At 64.1% G+C, this 17,369-nt stretch carries 20 protein-coding genes; 17 read left to right on the plus strand and 3 right to left on the minus strand.

Features of this window, described 5'->3' with window-relative positions:
- Nucleotides 1-422: 422 nt before the first annotated feature.
- Nucleotides 423-2,399: a DNA topoisomerase (ATP-hydrolyzing) subunit B gene (gyrB, locus tag ACFYO1_RS08005; protein ID WP_387228277.1), complete on the plus strand. Its 1,977-nt coding sequence runs from the start codon at nucleotides 423-425 to the stop codon at nucleotides 2,397-2,399.
- A gap of 345 nt (nucleotides 2,400-2,744) precedes the next feature.
- On the opposite strand, the gene ACFYO1_RS08010 is transcribed toward gyrB, so the two are convergent.
- Complete coding sequence (locus tag ACFYO1_RS08010; protein ID WP_387228279.1) at nucleotides 2,745-4,667, minus strand: hypothetical protein; 1,923 nt, start codon at nucleotides 4,665-4,667, stop codon at nucleotides 2,745-2,747.
- Nucleotides 4,668-5,114: 447 nt separating this feature from the next.
- Between ACFYO1_RS08010 and ACFYO1_RS08015 the strand changes: the two genes are divergently transcribed.
- The 3 genes from ACFYO1_RS08015 to ACFYO1_RS08025 all read left to right on the plus strand — a co-directional run bounded on the left by ACFYO1_RS08015 (nucleotide 5,115) and on the right by ACFYO1_RS08025 (nucleotide 7,705).
- The gene (locus tag ACFYO1_RS08015; protein WP_387228281.1) at nucleotides 5,115-6,434 is read left to right on the plus strand and encodes a tyrosine-type recombinase/integrase; all 1,320 of its coding nucleotides are present in this window, start codon (nucleotides 5,115-5,117) and stop codon (nucleotides 6,432-6,434) included.
- A 21-nt stretch (nucleotides 6,435-6,455) separates the two neighbouring features.
- Nucleotides 6,456-6,998, plus strand: a complete 543-nt coding sequence (locus tag ACFYO1_RS08020; RefSeq protein ID WP_387228282.1) for an HD domain-containing protein — start codon at nucleotides 6,456-6,458, stop codon at nucleotides 6,996-6,998.
- A 290-nt stretch (nucleotides 6,999-7,288) separates the two neighbouring features.
- Nucleotides 7,289-7,705, plus strand: a complete 417-nt coding sequence (locus tag ACFYO1_RS08025; protein WP_387228283.1) for a hypothetical protein — start codon at nucleotides 7,289-7,291, stop codon at nucleotides 7,703-7,705.
- Between the two features lie 209 nt (nucleotides 7,706-7,914).
- On the opposite strand, the gene ACFYO1_RS08030 is transcribed toward ACFYO1_RS08025, so the two are convergent.
- Together ACFYO1_RS08030 and ACFYO1_RS08035 are read right to left on the minus strand one after the other, a co-directional pair.
- The gene (locus ACFYO1_RS08030; RefSeq protein ID WP_387228284.1) at nucleotides 7,915-8,421 is read right to left on the minus strand and encodes an NUDIX domain-containing protein; all 507 of its coding nucleotides are present in this window, start codon (nucleotides 8,419-8,421) and stop codon (nucleotides 7,915-7,917) included.
- Between the two features lie 19 nt (nucleotides 8,422-8,440).
- On the minus strand, nucleotides 8,441-9,640 hold the full coding sequence (locus ACFYO1_RS08035; protein ID WP_387228285.1) for a helix-turn-helix domain-containing protein: 1,200 nt from the start codon (nucleotides 9,638-9,640) through the stop codon (nucleotides 8,441-8,443).
- A 150-nt stretch (nucleotides 9,641-9,790) separates the two neighbouring features.
- Between ACFYO1_RS08035 and ACFYO1_RS08040 the strand changes: the two genes are divergently transcribed.
- The 13 genes from ACFYO1_RS08040 to ACFYO1_RS08100 are packed head-to-tail and all read left to right on the plus strand — an operon-like array spanning nucleotide 9,791 to nucleotide 17,369.
- On the plus strand, nucleotides 9,791-10,003 hold the full coding sequence (locus ACFYO1_RS08040; protein WP_378723077.1) for a helix-turn-helix domain-containing protein: 213 nt from the start codon (nucleotides 9,791-9,793) through the stop codon (nucleotides 10,001-10,003).
- Nucleotides 10,003-10,152, plus strand: coding sequence for a hypothetical protein (locus tag ACFYO1_RS08045; protein WP_387228286.1), 150 nt, complete (start codon nucleotides 10,003-10,005; stop codon nucleotides 10,150-10,152). Before ACFYO1_RS08040 ends, ACFYO1_RS08045 begins: the two co-directional genes overlap by 1 nt.
- Nucleotides 10,149-10,433 carry a hypothetical protein gene (locus ACFYO1_RS08050; protein WP_387228288.1) on the plus strand — a complete coding sequence of 95 codons (285 nt, stop codon included), beginning with the start codon at nucleotides 10,149-10,151 and terminating at the stop codon, nucleotides 10,431-10,433. The genes ACFYO1_RS08045 and ACFYO1_RS08050 overlap by 4 nt, the downstream gene beginning before the upstream one ends.
- Nucleotides 10,430-10,753, plus strand: a complete 324-nt coding sequence (locus tag ACFYO1_RS08055) for a hypothetical protein (protein WP_387228290.1) — start codon at nucleotides 10,430-10,432, stop codon at nucleotides 10,751-10,753. Before ACFYO1_RS08050 ends, ACFYO1_RS08055 begins: the two co-directional genes overlap by 4 nt.
- A 24-nt stretch (nucleotides 10,754-10,777) precedes the next feature.
- Nucleotides 10,778-11,152 (plus strand): RRQRL motif-containing zinc-binding protein, encoded by a 375-nt coding sequence (locus ACFYO1_RS08060; protein ID WP_387231775.1) that lies wholly within the window; start codon nucleotides 10,778-10,780, stop codon nucleotides 11,150-11,152.
- Complete coding sequence (locus ACFYO1_RS08065; RefSeq protein ID WP_387228291.1) at nucleotides 11,149-11,517, plus strand: hypothetical protein; 369 nt, start codon at nucleotides 11,149-11,151, stop codon at nucleotides 11,515-11,517. Before ACFYO1_RS08060 ends, ACFYO1_RS08065 begins: the two co-directional genes overlap by 4 nt.
- Nucleotides 11,514-12,332, plus strand: a complete 819-nt coding sequence (locus tag ACFYO1_RS08070; protein WP_387228293.1) for a hypothetical protein — start codon at nucleotides 11,514-11,516, stop codon at nucleotides 12,330-12,332. Before ACFYO1_RS08065 ends, ACFYO1_RS08070 begins: the two co-directional genes overlap by 4 nt.
- A complete protein-coding gene (locus ACFYO1_RS08075) occupies nucleotides 12,329-12,889 on the plus strand; it encodes a hypothetical protein (protein ID WP_387228295.1) in 561 nt (186 codons plus the stop codon). Before ACFYO1_RS08070 ends, ACFYO1_RS08075 begins: the two co-directional genes overlap by 4 nt.
- Nucleotides 12,886-13,662 carry a hypothetical protein gene (locus ACFYO1_RS08080; RefSeq protein WP_387228297.1) on the plus strand — a complete coding sequence of 259 codons (777 nt, stop codon included), beginning with the start codon at nucleotides 12,886-12,888 and terminating at the stop codon, nucleotides 13,660-13,662. The genes ACFYO1_RS08075 and ACFYO1_RS08080 overlap by 4 nt, the downstream gene beginning before the upstream one ends.
- Nucleotides 13,659-15,941: a hypothetical protein gene (locus ACFYO1_RS08085; RefSeq protein ID WP_387228299.1), complete on the plus strand. Its 2,283-nt coding sequence runs from the start codon at nucleotides 13,659-13,661 to the stop codon at nucleotides 15,939-15,941. Before ACFYO1_RS08080 ends, ACFYO1_RS08085 begins: the two co-directional genes overlap by 4 nt.
- Entirely contained in the window at nucleotides 15,938-16,411 is a 474-nt protein-coding gene (locus tag ACFYO1_RS08090; RefSeq protein ID WP_387228301.1) for a hypothetical protein, read from the plus strand. The genes ACFYO1_RS08085 and ACFYO1_RS08090 overlap by 4 nt, the downstream gene beginning before the upstream one ends.
- The gene (locus ACFYO1_RS08095; RefSeq protein ID WP_387228303.1) at nucleotides 16,408-16,587 is read left to right on the plus strand and encodes a DUF5131 family protein; all 180 of its coding nucleotides are present in this window, start codon (nucleotides 16,408-16,410) and stop codon (nucleotides 16,585-16,587) included. Before ACFYO1_RS08090 ends, ACFYO1_RS08095 begins: the two co-directional genes overlap by 4 nt.
- Entirely contained in the window at nucleotides 16,524-17,369 is an 846-nt protein-coding gene (locus tag ACFYO1_RS08100) for a DUF5131 family protein (protein ID WP_387228305.1), read from the plus strand. Before ACFYO1_RS08095 ends, ACFYO1_RS08100 begins: the two co-directional genes overlap by 64 nt.

Below are 17,369 nucleotides of genomic sequence, written 5' to 3' on the forward strand. Positions count from 1 at the left end.
CTCCTGTCCCTGGAGGACGTGCGCGTGCTGGTTCCGTCGGGCGTGGGCGGCTCGCCGGTGTCCGGGCTGTGTTCCCGTGCGGGCCGTTGGGTAGTGGACACGTCATAGAGCGTCATTCTCGCCAGATCGACGGATTTCTTTCTATTGATGTCTAGCGCGCTCGTGGAGCGTCTGATAGTGATTAGCGCGTAGGGGGGATCGACTTGGTCGGTTCTGATGGATCTATGGCAACTCTAGCCGTGTCGAATGGACATTCTAAGACGGCTTATGGCTATGATGGAAATGTAACTAGCGGCGAACCCTTCGGCGCGTGGCGCGTAGCACGCGCGAGGACCCGTACTTCTCGGCAACACCATCCCTGGGCCTTCTGTGTGCGCTCGCCGCTGCGTCGGAGATCGACAAGCGGGGAGGTCTACCGACCAGTGGCTACCAAAAACTCCACCTCGACCGGTTCGAGGCAGAAGCCGGACGAGCCGGTCTACGACGCCGGGTCGGTGACGGTCCTCGAGGGGCTCGAAGCGGTCCGCATGCGTCCGAGCATGTACATCGGCTCCACCAACGAACGCGGCCTGCACCACCTGATCCGGGAGATCGTGGACAACTCCGTCGACGAGGCGATGGCCGGTTACGCCACCCGGATCGACGTCACCCTGCTCGCCGACGGCGGCGTCGAAGTGGCCGACGACGGCCGCGGCATCCCGGTCGCCATGCACGAGATCGGGATACCGACCGTCGAAGTCGTGATGACCCGGCTGCATGCCGGCGGCAAGTTCGATTCGGCGACCTACGCGGTGGCCGGCGGGCTGCACGGCGTCGGGCTGTCGGTGGTGAACGCCCTGTCGACCCGGATCGAACTGGAAATCGACCGCGACGGCTACCACTGGACCCAGAACTACCTGCGCGCCAAGCCCGAGGAGCTGGTGCGTGGTGCGCCGACGAAGCGAACCGGCAACACCACGCGGTTCTGGCCGGACCCGGACATCTTCGAGACGACCACGTTCAACCTGGAGACCGTCGCCCGGCGCATGCAGGAGATGGCGTTCCTGAACAGGGGACTGACCATCGTCCTGACCGACGAGCGGGTCGAGGCGCCGGATGCCGCCGAAGACCGGACTCGCACCTTCCACTACCCCGGTGGCCTGGAAGACTTTGTGCGCCACCTCAATCGGACCAAACAGCCGATCCACAACTCGATCGTCTCGTTCACCGGCGCCGGTCCCGGCCATGACCTCGAGGTCGCCATGCAGTGGAACTCGGGCTACGCCGAGTCGGTGCACAGCTTCGCCAACACCATCAACACCCACGACGGCGGCACCCACGAGGAGGGCTTTCGCGCGGCCTTGACCTCGGTGGTCAACAGATACGCCAAGGACAAGAAACTGCTGAAGGACAAGGACGGCAACCTCACCGGTGACGACATCCGCGAGGGCCTCACCGCCATCGTCAGCGTGCGCCTCGCCGAACCGCAGTTCGAGGCCCAGACCAAAATCAAACTCGGCAACACCGAGGTCCGGTCATTCGTTCAGCGAGCCTGCAACGAGCATCTGGCCCACTGGTTCGAAGCCAATCCCGCCGACGCCAAAACCATTGTCACCAAGGCGGTCTCGTCCGCTCAGGCGCGCACCGCGGCCCGCAAGGCGCGTGAGCTCGTCCGCCGCAAGAGCGTCAACGATCTCGGCGGCCTGCCCGGCAAGCTCGCCGACTGCCGGTCCAAAGACCCACGCAAGTCCGAGATCTACATCGTCGAGGGCGATTCCGCCGGCGGCTCCGCCAAATCCGGCCGCGACTCCATGTTCCAGGCGATCCTGCCGCTGCGCGGAAAGATCATCAACGTCGAAAAGGCCCGCATAGACCGGGTTTTGAAAAACGCCGAGGTCCAGGCGATCATCACCGCCTTCGGCACCGGCATCCACGACGAGTTCGATATCACCAGGCTCCGCTACCACAAGATCGTCCTGATGGCCGACGCCGACGTCGACGGCCAGCACATCGCCACCCTGCTGCTGACCCTGCTGTTCCGATTCATGCGCCCCCTCATCGAGAACGGGCACGTCTACCTGGCCCAGCCGCCCCTCTACAAACTCAAATGGCAGCGCAGCGACCCCGACTTCGCCTACTCCGACCGCCACCGCGACACCCTCCTCGCCGACGGCCTGGCCGCAGGCAAGAAGATCAACCGCGACGACGGCGTCCAGCGCTACAAAGGACTCGGCGAAATGAACCCCAAAGAGCTCTGGGAAACCACCATGGACCCCTCCGTCCGCGTCCTCCGCCAGGTAACCCTCGACGACGCCGCCGCGGCCGACGAACTCTTCAGCATCCTCATGGGCGAAGACGTAGAAGCCCGCCGCACCTTCATCACCCACAACGCCAAGGACGTCCGCTTCCTCGACGTCTGACCCCGTCACCCGCAACAAAACGGATCATCACAGGGCCGCCCCACCTCACTCCCATACGCCCTCAGCCTGGCAACGGCCCCCAAAACCCGCTGAGCAACACCGGATTCCAGCACCGGCCCCGACTCCTCCAGCGGCCGCCCCCACCCCACCGGCAGATCATCGATATCGAACCGAACCACCCCATCGATGAACAACGTCCACAACCCATGATCCGGAAAACAATTCATCCGCAACACCCACCACCGCCCTTCCACCAGCGCGGCCACCGGAAACTTGGAGTCCCCGGTCGACCGCCACCGCGGCCGAGCATCTACCTCAGGCGTCCCCATCACCCTGTCTCCTCGATCAGTTCACCGGGTGGAGTTGCGGCTGTCTCGACCCGATGGTGGATGCGTCATAGTCCGATACCCGAATGTTGTTGCGGGTCACCGCATCGCACAAATCATCCCAGGCATCGAGCGCATCGAGCTGACGGACGAAGTCGTCGAAACGCACCGCACCCCAGCCGTTGATCGCGAAATTCATGAACATTTCCATCTGGACGGCGTAATTCTGCCGATAGCGGCCGCCGAATCGGTCGTTGTCGATAGCGATCCAGCCGCGGTCGTTGCCGGCAGTGTCTCTGAATTCGGCTCGGCGGCTGTCGAAGTCGCAGGTGACCTTGCCTCCCGCGTACTCGATCAGCGCGGCTCGATGCGCTCGGTCATCGGGAAGGTGCTTGGCCACCAAGAATGACAGATCGATGCTGCCGTGGGTGCCGGTCGCTTCGATCCAGGTCGGTGCGATCAGTTGCCCGTATTCGGCTGCCACCTGCTGGGCGCGCGGGGCGTAGCGTCCCAGCGCACACTGCTGCCACACGATCGAGCCCGGCCCGATGATGTGACGCATCATCAGCAATGGGTGGATGGTGGTCTCGATGAATGTGTGGAGCGTGCCGGGCACCTCGGTCCATAAACGACCGAATCCCGAGGGCGATCGCGAGGCTCCTTCGAGCAGTTCCACCCGTACCGACCGAACCGGTCCGAGTTCTTCGCGCAGGGAATGCAGGGCCTGGCCGCCGAGGAGTCCCGGCTCGCTCGCGGCGAGGAACGGCAGGTAGCTCGGCAGCGGATCCATCAAATAGGTGAGTGGAAGGCCCTTCTCCAGACTGTAGTAGCTCAACGCGAAACCACACGCCATGATCGAATCGCCTTGTGCCCGGAGAATTTCGCGTTCCGACCGCTGGGCGGTGATGGGCTTTTCCACGGCGAAGGGTATGCCGGCGGTCGCAAGCGTGACCAGCTGAGTGAAGTGCGCGAACGTGGGGGAGGCGATGACAGTCGGCGCGTGCTCGCGCAGCGCGGTCTCCAGCACCTTGTCCGGCTCGGTGATCTGAAGTCGGGCGTCCTTGCCGATCGCCCTTCGTGCCGCGGCGGTCTCTGGGTCGTCGAGCGAGGCGATCAGGATCTCGTCGCGAGCATAGCCGAGGGTCTTCAATGCAGGGAGGATCCGGTTGACGGTCACGTCGCCCGCGCCGATGACGGAGATATTCTGTGCCGGTCGGGTAGCGATGCCGGGGTGCGAACTGAGGACCACGGTGATTGCAGCTCCCAGATAGAGGTAGCGGAACACCGCCAGCGTAGTCCCGAAGACGCCGCCGACCGCCGGGCTCCCGGTGAAGGTTTGCAGGATGTAGATGACCCCATAGCCCGTGACATCGCTCAGCAAGAGTGTCTGGATGACCAGCGTCAACGGAAACATCAGCATGTACTCCGCCGGGTGGAAGATCGTGTAGTACCGCTCGACGAATGCCCGAAGCATCAAGTAGTACAGCATCCAAACGACGCACTCGATCAAGAGAATCCAGCCCAGTACCCGCAAGACGTCGGCGACAGGGCCGGGCAGTCGCAGCGTTGTGTTGTGTCGAACGAGGTATGCAGACAGCGCGAGCGCCAGCACTCCGAGGAAGTACCACTCCGTGTAGGCAGCCGGGAAATCCGGCCGCATGTTGGTGGTCGGCGGGTTTGCCCGCACTCGCTGTCGCACTCGGAACTTCAGCCACTGCAGCGGCGAGAGCAGTCGTACGAGAAAAAAGGTATGAAAGATCATGAAGGCCAGTGGCGATCTGCGCCCGCCCCACGTGTACGAGGACACCGTGGGTCGAGTCGAAACGCGTTGCGCCGTCGAGGAGACCGTTGCTTCCAGCGCCGAGATCCGGCGCGGCACGTCCGAAAAGGTCGCCGCCGCCTGTCGAGCTCGCTGCCATTGTCTGGCAAGAACGTTCCCCACGTGTCAACGGTAGCGATCGGCTCGGACGAACATCCCGAGTTCGTCTGATCGTGACGGTGACGATGCTACGTTCCACATTCATGAATCCCAGGGGCGCCTCTGGACCTGCAGTGGTCGCAGGACGAGCGCGTCTCCGGCGGTGATGGCGCTAGCTCTCATGCCGAGCTCGGGTGGTCCGTGCGGGCCACCTAGTTCGCCCGTAGGTCGCCTACTGGGTCCAAACGCAGATCAGCCTCGGTGAAAACCGGGGTTGATCTGGTACTACGATGGTGCGCGATACTGGGATTGAACCAGTATCGCTGCTATTCTGGCAGTGAGTGCTGACCGGCAATTTCCTGCCTCTTACCTGCTGTAATGACGAATTTGTTCGTGACAGGTATGGACACAGATGGACAGGTTTGTACTCTGATCTGGTGCAAATCTAGTGCAGGACAGGAGGGGGTGGACATGGGAAACAGCAAGGGAACCAAGCGAGGTTTCGGCACTATTCGGCAATGGCGATCCAAGCGCTGGGGAGCGTCGTATCTCGGTCCGGACGGTATCCAGTACAAGGCGCCATCGACGTTCGCAGCAAAGATTGACGCTGAGGCGTGGTTGACGGATCGGCGTCGCGAAATCGACCGTAACCTGTGGTCACCTCCGAGCCCGGATGGTGAAATGCGGGCGAAGCCAATGACGTTCCGGCAGTACGCGGAAGGCTGGATGCGACACCGGGAGCTCGCAGACCGAACGCGCGAGGATTACCAAGACTGGCTCGACAAACACATCCTGCCGACGCTCGGTGACGTGCCGATGAAGCTGTTCGAGGATCGCGAACTCATCGACAAGTGGTACAAGAAGCTGAACCCGGACACTCCGACGCTCCGTGCGCGCGTGTACAGCCTGGCGTCGACCATCTTCAACTCGGCAGTCGATGACAAGAGGAAGACCGGGCTGACGACGAACCCGTGCCGGATTCGCGGTGCGACCTCGGTCAAAGCAGCTCATAAGGTTCGGCCAGCGGATCTCGCGGAACTTGAGGTTCTGACGTTGACGATGCCTGACCGATTTCAAGCGATGGTGCTCCTCGCCGCGTGGTGTGCACTCCGTTTCGGCGAGCTGACTGAACTCAGGCGAAAGAACGTCGATCTGGTGCGCCGCAAGGTTTGGATTAACCACGGAGTCGTCAGGCTGAAGAGTAAGACGAAGGGTGTTGCCCGCCGGAAGGTGAAGAAGCCGAAGACCGAAGCCGGCGAGCGACCGGTTACGTTGCCGCCGCACCTTGTCCCGGCTCTCGAAGACCATCTTCGCGACCATGTCGAACCCGGTATGGATGCGCTGCTTTTTCCGGCAGCAGGTGGGGGACATCTCGCGCCGTCGACGTTCTACCGCCATTGGTATCGAGCTTGTCAGGCGGCGGGACGTTGGCAGTACGAAGACGAAAACGACAAGGTCGGCAAAACTGACCTCACGTTGCACGACTTGCGCCACACAGGAGCCACATTGGCCGCGGCGACGGGTGCGACACTCGCGGGCCTGATGGAACGGCTCGGTCACTCGACCCACCAAGCGGCGATGCGGTACCAGCACGCCGCTGCTAATAGCGATGAGGCTATTGCCCAAGGTCTTTCGTCCTTCGTCACGCCACCGTCGTCTCCGACGCCAGAGCCAATCAATCGAGTGAGTAGGCGCCGTAGTGTGCGACCTATCCAGCAGGTGCCGCGTCGTCGCGGTCATCCGGTCAACCGAATCAGTCGGATAACCACCCGTAGCAGCAACAGTGCGTAATCCGTCCCTAGACTTGAAGGCATGGCTGACCATCTTGTGACCTGGGCGGCCGAGCTGGCTCGTACCAAGCTCGAATCGTCGCTGCCGCGACGATGGACGCATGTTGCAGGTGTCGCGCGGCAGGCTGCTCGCGCTGCTGACCTCGTTGACGATGGTGACCTGCTCGTTGCCGCCGCGTGGCTCCATGACGTCGGCTACGCGCCCGACCTAGTCCAAATAGGATTTCATCCGGTCGACGGCGCGCGATTCTTGGAGGCTCAGGGCGTCGACAACCGGTTGTGCGCTCTGGTGGCAAACCACTCCTGTGCTTGCGTCGAGGCACGCCGTCGTGGTCTCGAACTGGATTGGCAGGACGAACAGACGCCCCTTCGCGATGCGCTGTGGTGGGCCGACATGACCACGACTCCTGATGGCCAACAAACGGGTGTTCAAGACCGCATCAACGAAGTGAATGCACGGTATGGAATAGAACATGTCGTGACGTTGTCCCTCAATGAGGCGGCACCGGAATTGATCGCTGCTGCCTCGCGAACCGAGACTCATCTGGGCATCGTGACGCACTGAGCGTGCTGTCTCATGAGATTGGTGTGTCACCACGCGTCGCGGAGGTCATGAGTCTCGAGGACTGGCCAGCGCAGAACGCCACAGACTGGCGAGATCAGTGGTACCCGACGGACGATTCACCCCTCCTTAGAACCACATCCAGTGACAATCAAGTGGTGATAGAGGGAGGGCCTGCGGGCAGGGCACGAGGGCACACACTGGAGACGATTCGTTGGCATCTTGCGCGCGAAGATCAGCTTCGAGGCGCCGTCACCGCGCGTGCAGGGGCAGTACTGAGTACCAATGCACTGGTGGTCGCTGGCACCGCATTGGCACTGTCCCTGAAAAGCGCGCAGCGGCTCAACCTGGCGGTGCTGATTTCCGCGTACAGTGCGCTCGTCGTGGTCGCTGCATCGGTCACTTGTGCGGCCACGGCGCTGATTACGCTATTCCGCGTCGACCACCGGATCTATGGCCCTCGCGACGCGGCGGCGGCTATCTACAACTACGCCGGTATCAGTGACCGTTGGCCCACCTTCGATGAGTTCCGACAAGCGATGACAGAGCAATCCCCGGAGCAACAACTCCGGGGCGCGCTTGTTGAATTGTGGAGGGCGTCGGGTCTGCACCGGTACCGCTACAAGAGACTCCGATGGGCGACACGACTACTGCTAGTCGCCATCGGTCTACTGTTGATCACCGTGGCGTTGGCCGCAGTCACCTATTAAGCGAAGTAGGGTTCAAACCAGTGATCAAGCTGCAATGAGGTCCAGCACGCCGCGGCAGGTAGCGACGAAGCAATCGCACTGGGCCTCGCGGCATCTGGTTATCTTCGTCGCCTGCGTCGCCGGAATTTGCTATGCGGCTGGGATCGCGGCGAGTTACGCGGTCCGCTCAGCAGCCCGACGGGTCGCAAGCGTCAGCCGGTAAAACTCAATCAGCCACGGTTGTCGTTGCTGTTGTGCGTGTGACCGGTATTCGGGTCGTCGCCATGCTCAAGGTAGAGTGGAACACGGCCTGCTAGTAAGGCGTTCGTTGTTTCGCTGAGTCGTCGAGCTAGGCGTGGAACGGTGTACCGGCCGAGTTCGGACAGCTCTATGTACTGAGCTTTGTCCAGCTCCTGGTCTGGAAAATTAAGACCGTCAACCTCAATGCCATTCAAATCCGGAGCGGCAAACAGAAATAGAAGTTTGTCGCCTTCCTTCTCGTTCGGCGCCCAGTCTATGGCCGCAAGTTCGAGATTGTCGACAGTTAGGCCAAGCTCTTCGTGAATCTCTCGCTGGCAAGCTGCCTTTGGAGATTCGCCCGGCTCGACGTAGCCGCCAGGGATATCCCAGTACTCCTTGTAGGTGGGGCGCACCATGAGTACCGCGCTTCCTCGAAGGACGACTGCGCCGGCGGCGACTCGGGGTGTGGCCATCGGGGGAGGTTCAACGATGCTCATGCGACCCATCGTAGGGGGCTCAGAGCAGGTTCATACGCAAAGCAAGTTCGGCGAGGGTCGAGGAAGGTTGGGTCTTGCCAACTCGAACCCACTGGACCACCAGATCTCTGCACAGGCTGAGGTGTCGGACCTGTTCCGGCGCCCTGGCTTCCGCCGACAGCAGGATACTGAGCGCCTGCTCCTTCCGGCCCCGTGCGTTATTTGCGCGCGCCATTTCGACAGAGTGCCGGATCTGCCGTTCAGTTGGCAGCGGGGAGGCGTCTATTTGCGGTCCGATTCGAAGAGCCGTCTCGACATCGCCGAGTTCCATTGCAGTCGATACTCGATGTATTTCGACATTGGTTGGGCCGAATGCTGTCCATGCGTAATTCGCATCGCGACCTAGTCGCGCGGCGACTGCTGCTGATTCATCCAGGTATTCATTAGTCAGACTGCGATCGTCAGTACGGGCGGCGGCCATCGCACCCGTAAGAAACAGTGTGCCGTAGATCGACAAGTACTCGGGTGAGGCGCTATTTGTAACGGGACCAGCATGTGATGCTAGTTGCCCAACCAGGACCGCTGCTTCCTTGTGTCGGCCAGTGGACATTGTTACATGCGCTATGGATCTAGCGAGCGATAACCATGTCATAGGTTCGTTTACTTGCTGAACGATATCGAAACCTCGTTGCGCCGCTACCCAAGCGAGATCTACCTCTCCGACTTTAGTCAAGACGGTGGCGGCCGCATGATAGGCGCTCGCAAGCAGCAGGGTTGCGCGTTCGGCGTCGAGCGATGCCAGATTGCGTGATGCGATATCGAGGTCCGCAATCAAAGTTGGCAACGAGGCGCTTACATAAGCGAACCGCGTTGACTGATATGCATCCCATACGGCTCGTAAACGTCCTTCGAGCTGTGCTATCGGCTGCGTTGCAAGAATTTCTCTTTGAGCAAATGGCATTAGATGGTTGTAGCTTAGAAGAGTTTCGCGCAATGCGGGAACAGTATGTTTACCGGAAGCCTGTGACGAGTCGACCAAGCTCGGTTCCGCTAATAAATCGCCCAAAGTGATATCGAGTTGTGTCGCAAGATTCTGAATCACCGAAATTCGATCGAGTTGAATTCGATTGTTTTCGATCTTGTTCAGCCAGTCTTCGGTTCGCCCAACAAGATCGGCAAGGACTCTCTGGGACATGCCGCGGCGTCGGCGATACCAGGAAACTCGTTCACCGATGGTCATAGCGTCCGTCATTCCGCGCATCATTCAATTGTACTCGTAACAAGAGGCTTTCGGAGGTACCCCGGAATTTTTTTCCGGGTTGAAGTTCGAAGTCGACCTTAGCTTCGTTTCAGGCTGTTCCAGCCAAGTCAGGCCAAGGGAGGACTTCGAATGACTAGAGATCACACTGATGGAGACGTCGGCCCTGTACTTAGTTTGCAGGTGGCTGCCGCTCAGCTTCACCTCAATGTCCGGACGATTCGGCGGATGATTTCCGCAGGGGTGCTGAAGGGGTACAAGGTCCGAGGGACGCGCGCAATCCGGGTGCGCCAGGACGACGTCATCGCTCTGTTGAGTCCGATTTCGGCGGGCGGTGAGTTCTGATGCGCTTCCGCACCTTGGTTCTCACGATCGCAATTGTGTCGATCGGCTTCGTCGCTGTGACGGAGCCTGCTGTGTTGCTGGGGACGCTGTTCGTGCTGGGTGTGTTTGTTCTATGGCGCACGATGCGTCGGCCGGGGGTGCGGCGATGAGCATGCTGACACCAACTGATCCATTCGAGGGCCTGGACCCCTTTGTGCGGGATGCGTTGAGCGCATGGCAGTCGCTGACGGCTGAACAGCGTGATTACGCAATGGGTTTCGTGTGCGCGTGGGCACCTGATGTGGTGCTCAGCGCGTCGAGGAAGTCTGTTGAGATTTCCCGGATCGACCACGAACTCGCGCAGATCGGGGCGGGTGTGGAAACCGAGACGCCGACTCCGTTGGATCGGCTGGTTACTTCTCGGGAGCAGTACCTGGGGTGGGATCGATGACCCGCGCCTGGAGGCATGACCCGTATCCACGGCACACCGTGATCCGTGATCGGGGTCGTAGTCACGCGTTGGAGTCGATGGCCGGCCCGGAGTTCACCGGTGTCGGTTCGGTCTACGGGTGGTTGGCGTGGCTGTCGCCGCAGCACGCGCTGATCGCGATAGCCGCGCTGGTGGTGATCGGGATGGCGGGCTGCACCGCCGCGATGGTGGCGGGTCCGAAGTATCCACCGTCGCCGAACATCTGCCGGGTCGATCAGCTGGGCTCGGTTGCCCAGCAGTCGGGTTCGTGCGTCCCCGCGACGCCGGCGAAGGCGGGGTGATCGGTCGTGATCGGGCCGAAGGACGTGCAGCGTCGTGATCTGCCGGATTTGACCGGTGAAAGGTTCGGGTTGCCGACTTATCAATGGCGTTCCGCGCCAGCGGGTTACGTGACTCGTCGGCAGTTGCGGTCGATGCAGTTGCGGCCTAACGGCCAGGACATCGCGGCCTACCTTGTGGAGCCGAAGCCGCACGGTGGGGCGCCACGCTATGCCGCATACCTGTACCGGACTGATCTGGCCGCGCCGAAGCGGGACGCGACGCCGGCGCAGTTGGTGGCGTTGGCGAAAGCGAACCGGGAACGGCAGTTGCGGGCGTGGGAGCGGCGCGGTTTCGACCGCGCCGAGGCCGGCCGGGTCGGGGATCCGGGTCCGCAGTGGGATTCGGGGTGGGAGCGATGAGTATGCACCTGCCTCATTTGAATCTGCATCTGCCCCAGCGTGATTCCGGTGCGCTGCGCCGGGAAGTGACGTTGTTGCGTGGTCAGCTCGCGGACAAGAATCAGCAGCTCACGCAGATGGCTGTCGCACTTGATGACGCGTTGGACCGCGAGCAGGTGCATTCGCTGTGTGCCTCCCACGAGCGGCTGACTCCCGCTGCGGTGATCGACCGGTACGGGCAGCCACGCGCCCACCACGCCCGCACCGACGCCGCCGATATCGGCGAGTCGACGCAGGCCGGGCTGGCGCCGGCAGCGCGGTCGCAGGGTCCGGCGATGGCCGGACTCGGTGGCTCGACTTCGCGGCAGTGGGGGTTCGAGCGATGACCGCGATGCATTCGGTTCCCTCTGCAGATGGTTCGGACGCCGACCGGGTGGTGGCGTTGGTCGCTGATCTGCGGGAGTCGTGGTCGCAGTACCAGAAGTTGACACAGCAGCTGCGCCCCGGCGGCCCGGGCGGCCCGGCCATGCAGGCGTCGGAATCGCGGTTGTTGCGGCTGGCGAAGGAGGCCGAGCGGCAGCGCCCGTACCTGCTGGGCGCGGATCAGCGGTGGGAGGACTACACCACCGTCGACCAGCACGTGGAAACGGTGCTGAGGCAGTACGACCGCACGGTCGCCCGTATGCAGCAGGCGCGTAGCGAAGGCCGCGATGGGTTCGCCGACGCCCTGGAACGTTCCCTGCCCGGGTTCCGGACCGAGATCACCCGGGCGACCGGAGACCGCGCCGACGCGGCCACCGCGGCATTCGAGGCGGCACAACAAATGTATGAGCAGGCGGGCCGGGACGGAGTGGTCACCCGCGGCCAGGTCGGCACGGCAGCGCTGGACGCCGTCGACGCTGACCACCTCGCCCGGCGGGACGCGCTGAGCGTGTTCCAGTCCGCCGAGCAGGCGCTGTTCCGGACCGGTTGGACGGTCGAGGGCCGCCACGGCCGCGACGGATTGCTGCGGCTGCGTCCTTGCCACGACCGGCAGACCGGCGCACGGTTCGCCGCCGTCGCCACAGCGCTGGCGCAGTCGGCGCAGTCGACCGAGCAACAACCGACACCGGGCGTGCTGCGTTTGCGCCCCGCGAGCGCACCGGACCGGCATCTGAACGCGGTCCCGCAGCACGAGCAGGGATGGGAGGTAGAGCGATGACAGATATGGCCCATAACCAGGCACGCGTTCCGGCGATCGGAGCGATACGCCGCTCACGCGCCCTGGTGGCGTTCGGGCACCCACACGAGAACCTCGCTCAGGAACTGGGCATTTCGTTGCCGGAGATGCAGGCGCTGACCGCGCCGGCCACCGGTGGCGCGTCGTTGTCGCGGCAGCAAATTCCGGCAGAGCTGCACCAGAGCGTCGCGGTGTTGTTCGACCGGTTGCAGATGTCGCCCGGACCCTCCGACGACGCTCGGCTGCATGCCCGGAAACGGGCGTGGCCGCTGCCGTTCCAGTGGGACGAAGACGCCATCGATGACCCGGCTGCGCAGCCGATTCGGTGTCGCCGGGTCGGGCGAGATGTCAAGGCACGCAGCGCTGAACGCGAGGCCGCGGTGCTGGCCGAGCTCCGCCACGGTGCCACAACCGAGCTCGCCGCGGAGCGGCTGCACCTCACGGCCCGCTCGGTACAACGCATCCTCGCCAAGGCAGGCGGGCGTTCAGCGGTCGAACGAGCCGACCGTGCGCAACCGGAGTGGGAGTTGTCGCGGTGAGCGCGCGACGCCGGCGCCGGTGGACCCCGCGTGACGAGCTGGTCGCCAAATTCGTCTCCGAGCAGTGGATCGCCGATTTCGCCACGCTGATGCTGCTGCTGGGTACGCGCCGGTCCCGCACCTACAAGCTGATCGAGAAGTGGCGTGACGACTTCGGTGCAGTGCATTCGGATTCGCTGCGGGCCCGCGGCCGCGACCGCGCGGTCACGTGGGTGTGGCCGACGCAAGCGACCGCGACCCGATGCCTGGGCTATGAGGCATCGGCGTGGGTTCCGCGCTCCACCAACCTGATTCACAAAGGCGAGGTGGCACGGGTCCGGGCCGCGCTGGTCGGTTTGGAGACCGGGGTGTGGGTGCCGGAGCGGCTGCTGCTGCGTGAGGCCGCCCGCAAGACCCCCGGGCTGTTCGCGGCCGGCCAAGCGACGCTGCTGTCGCAGTTCTCGGCGCGTCCGCACGTGCACGACGGCCGCTACTTCGACGGCGAACGCTGGTGGGCCGTCGAGGTCGAACTCTCACTCAAGACACCGTCCGCGCGGCTGCTGATCAGCGTTCTCGCCGCGTATCGGACCCTGCAAAACGGTCACGGCCTGCTGTACGTGTGCGCGACCGACCGGATCGGCACCGCCGTGCACAAGGCGATCAAAGAACTCATCGCCGCGAAGAAGCTGCCCCGCCAGCCGGGGATCCGGGTGCGCCGCCTCGACGCGGTGACCGCCCGCCGAAGCATCGAACTCCCTGCCAGCAGTACCGGCCCCGAGGAGGCCGTCTCATGAACCCCTACCTGTTTTCCCAGTCCCCGGCATGCACGCCGATCATCACCCCCACCGACTGCGGGCCGACCTCCGCGCCGTCCGGACCGGTCAATACCGACCCGCCGATACCGGTTGCGCCGCAACCGAACTGCACTCCCGTGCTGACCCCCACCGACTGCGCGCCGACGCAGCCGACGCCAGGACCGAACGCGCCGGCCGACACCCACCACGGAGTCGGGGAGCGGGTTCTGGAGTGGATGAATACCCACCAGCATCCAGGTCTGCGCGGCACACCCGGCACCACCGAGACCGGCGACTCACATGTGTGGGCGCAGATCGGAGAGATCCTGGCAGGGACCGCGGTCACCCTCGGCGCGATGGCGACCGTGGTCGGGGTCGCGTGGGTGAGCGCGTCGCGGTTGGGGTGGGACGCGCGCCGGGTCCGCAACTTCGCTGCCGCGTCGACGGTGTTGCCCGCGGTCGCCGTTGTCGCGCAGTGGGATTGGCGGGCGCCGGTACGGCTGTTGATCGAGGGCGCCGCCCACACCGTCGATGGTGACGTGCGTGCGGGGTTGATGGCGTTGGCGATCACGATGGTTCCTGCTGGGCTCGCTGTCGCGGCGATCCTGTGGGCACGGTACTCGGTCCGGGTCGCCACGATCGGCAAGCGCTCGGTCGCCGCGACCGAACGCGCGCAGCGGCGGCGCACCAACGCGAAACTGCGGATGGCGCGCGAGCTCGCGTCGACACCGACCCCGTTGACGGTGCTGACCGGCTGGATTCGCCCGCACCGCTGGGTGGTCTTGGGCCGCCTCGCCGAGGAGATCAGCCAGCAGGGTAAAAGCGCCGCCGCGGAACTGGTCGCGGCGTTCGACACCCTGTTCAAGCTCGCCTACGCCGACATCCGCAAACACGTGATGGTCGTCGGCGGTCCCGGCTCTGGCAAGACGACACTGCTGTCGCGGCTGGTGATCGCGGTACACGTGGCAGCGCAGCTGCGATACCTCCAGGCCGCACAGATGCGCCCCTGGTTGCGCACCGCATTGCGGGTCACCCCGAAACGTCCGTTGACGATCAACGCCTCCTGCAAGGGCGGCCACGAAGACCTGCGGGTGTGGGCCGAGCAGCGCGAGGCGATCCTGGCGACCGGGCTGCATCCCAGCAAGATCGCGATGTTCCCGGAAACAAAACTGAACCTGTTCGGGATGCCGATCGGCTCGCTGCGGTATGTGCTCGAAAAGCTGTGCCCCAGTGAGAAAGCCGCCGACGCCAGCCAAGCGTTCTTCGAGCAGATGCGTATCTCGCTGGTGCATCTGATCGTGGACGCCCCCGACCCCGACAAAGGACTGGGGCCGGGCCAGAACCCGCCGGCCAACTCCGAGGAGTTCCTGGCCCGATTCGATCAGCCCTGGCTCTGGAACGCCTGGGGCGGCAACCTCCTCGACGCCGAACCTGGCACCGAGACAGTCGAATCCGCCGAAGACACCACTAGCACCGAAGCCGCCGATACCGGCGGTGCGCCGAAGGCGTACCTGCGGGAGCTGTATGCGGTGCAGGCGATGGTGGAAGGCAAGCAGCCCGTGTTGCCGGCCGAGACCGCCCGGTTCAGCAACTTGTTCCGTGAGCTCGGGGACGCCTTCGACGGCACCACTTCTCTGCTGGACAAGCAGTACTGGTTCGTTACCGTGCCCGGCACGGCGAACAAGTCGGTGGCGTCGGCGCAGATGAACGCCTTGATCGCGATGGTCGAGCAGACCGCCGCGACCAAGCACGGCCACGTCATCACCTTCACCATCGACGAACTCTCCCGCGTCGATGCCAACGTCTACGACGCCGCCGAAGCACTGCGCTCCCAAGACGTCGCACTGATTTTGGGCTATCACTCCTTCGAGTCGATCGCCGCGACCGACCGTGAAGCCGCCCGCACCATCAAGGGCTGCGCCGGCGGGGTGATCGCGTGCCGCTCCGAAGGCGCCGACGACATCCTCAAGAACTTCGGCACCCGCCGCGCCATCGAACCCTCCCGGCACACCCTCGACGGCAAACACGGCAGCGAAGGCTCCGTGCGCATGCAGGACAGCTTCCTGGTCGACCCGAACCTGTTGCGCCGCATCGAACCCGGCGACGCCGTGCACGTCAACGCCGGTACCGCCCGCTGGGGCCGCGTCGCCCGCCTGGACCCGAAGGCGATCCCACTGCTGCCCTCCGACCCGATCAACCGCACCAACGGCGACCGCAGCGAAGGCCGCGCCCGCACCGTCTGGTCGGCCCTCATCCACGGACAAGGAGACCCCGCATGAGCATCGAAAAAGACTACGACGCACCAACTCCCGACGAACCCGACGAACAGCCCGAGCGGTTCCCGGCTCGCCGCGACGACATCAACGTCGCCACCCCAACAGCCAGTCAACTGCGCGCAATGTTCGGCGACCTCGACATCGGCCTGCCCGGCGAGCACGGCGGGACCACGGTCATCGCCGCCGGGCCCGGCGCAGTCGACCTGTACAAGAGCGCCGACCAAGTTGACACCGACGACCCTGCCGTGCGGACCGCGCTCGCGATACGCGAGTTCGTCACCACCTGGTGGCGGGCAGCGCTCACCAGTGCCGGCGTGGCCGGCGCAGTCGTCCTGGCTCTTGCCGCCGGGATCACCGTCGCAGCCGCAGTAGCGGTGTACGGGCTGGGCTGGATCGCCTACACCGTGTGGATCACTCGCGGGCGCCCCGGCATCCGCGAAATCCTCGCCGCCAGGCGCGGTGGTGCGCGGTGACCGGAATCGAGTGGACCCAAGCCACCTGGAACCCGGTCACCGGCTGCGACCGCGTCAGCGCAGGCTGCGACCACTGCTACGCCCTGTCGATGGCCAAACGGCTCAAGGCCCCATGGGCGTCGCGAAGTACCAGCACGACGGCCCAACCCGCACCTCCGGTCCGGGGTTCGGAGTGACGATTCACCCTGACGCACTACAGATTCCGTTGCGGTGGCGAACGCCGCGACTTGTGTTTGTCAATTCGATGTCGGACCTGTTCCATCACGATGTACCCGACGACTTCATTGCCCAGGTGTGGGCAGTGATGAGCAGCGCTGCTGCGCATACCTTCCAGGTGCTGACCAAGCGCCCGGCACGCATGCGCAGTCTGCTCGACAGCGAGCGGTTCTGGCAGGCCGTCGCCGCGCACAGCGAGCAGTTGATGTTCACCGCGCCGGGCCGATGGCAGTACCCGCCCGGCTACGGCCTCCGCCATCGGGTGCTACCGCATGTCTGGCTCGGTGTCTCGGTCGAGGACCAGCGTTGGGCCGACATCCGTATCCCCGCGCTGCGGCAAACCGCCGCCGCGGTGCGGTTCCTGTCGTGCGAACCACTGATCGGGCCGATCGATCTGGACAAACACCTGTTCCCCGCGGTCTGTCCCGGTGGGTGCCGATGTCGGCGACCCGACGACGGCGACCGACACGAATGCGGTTGCGGCGGCGCATGCGCCGACTGGCGACCGAGGCCGGCCCTGGACTGGGTCATCGCCGGCGGCGAGTCCGGACCGAGCGCGCGACCCATGCACCTGGACTGGGTTCGTGAACTGCGCGACCAGTGCAGCGACAGCGACGTCCCGTTCTTCTTCAAGCAATGGGGAGGCCGCACTCCCAAGATCGCAGGCCGAGAACTCGACGGCCGCAGGTGGTCACAGATGCCCACACCATCCCCCTCACCACTACCGACAAAGGAGATCTGA

Origin of the sequence: Nocardia sp. NPDC006044, assembly GCF_042871115.1 — a bacterium.
Lineage (GTDB): Bacteria > Actinomycetota > Actinomycetes > Mycobacteriales > Mycobacteriaceae > Nocardia.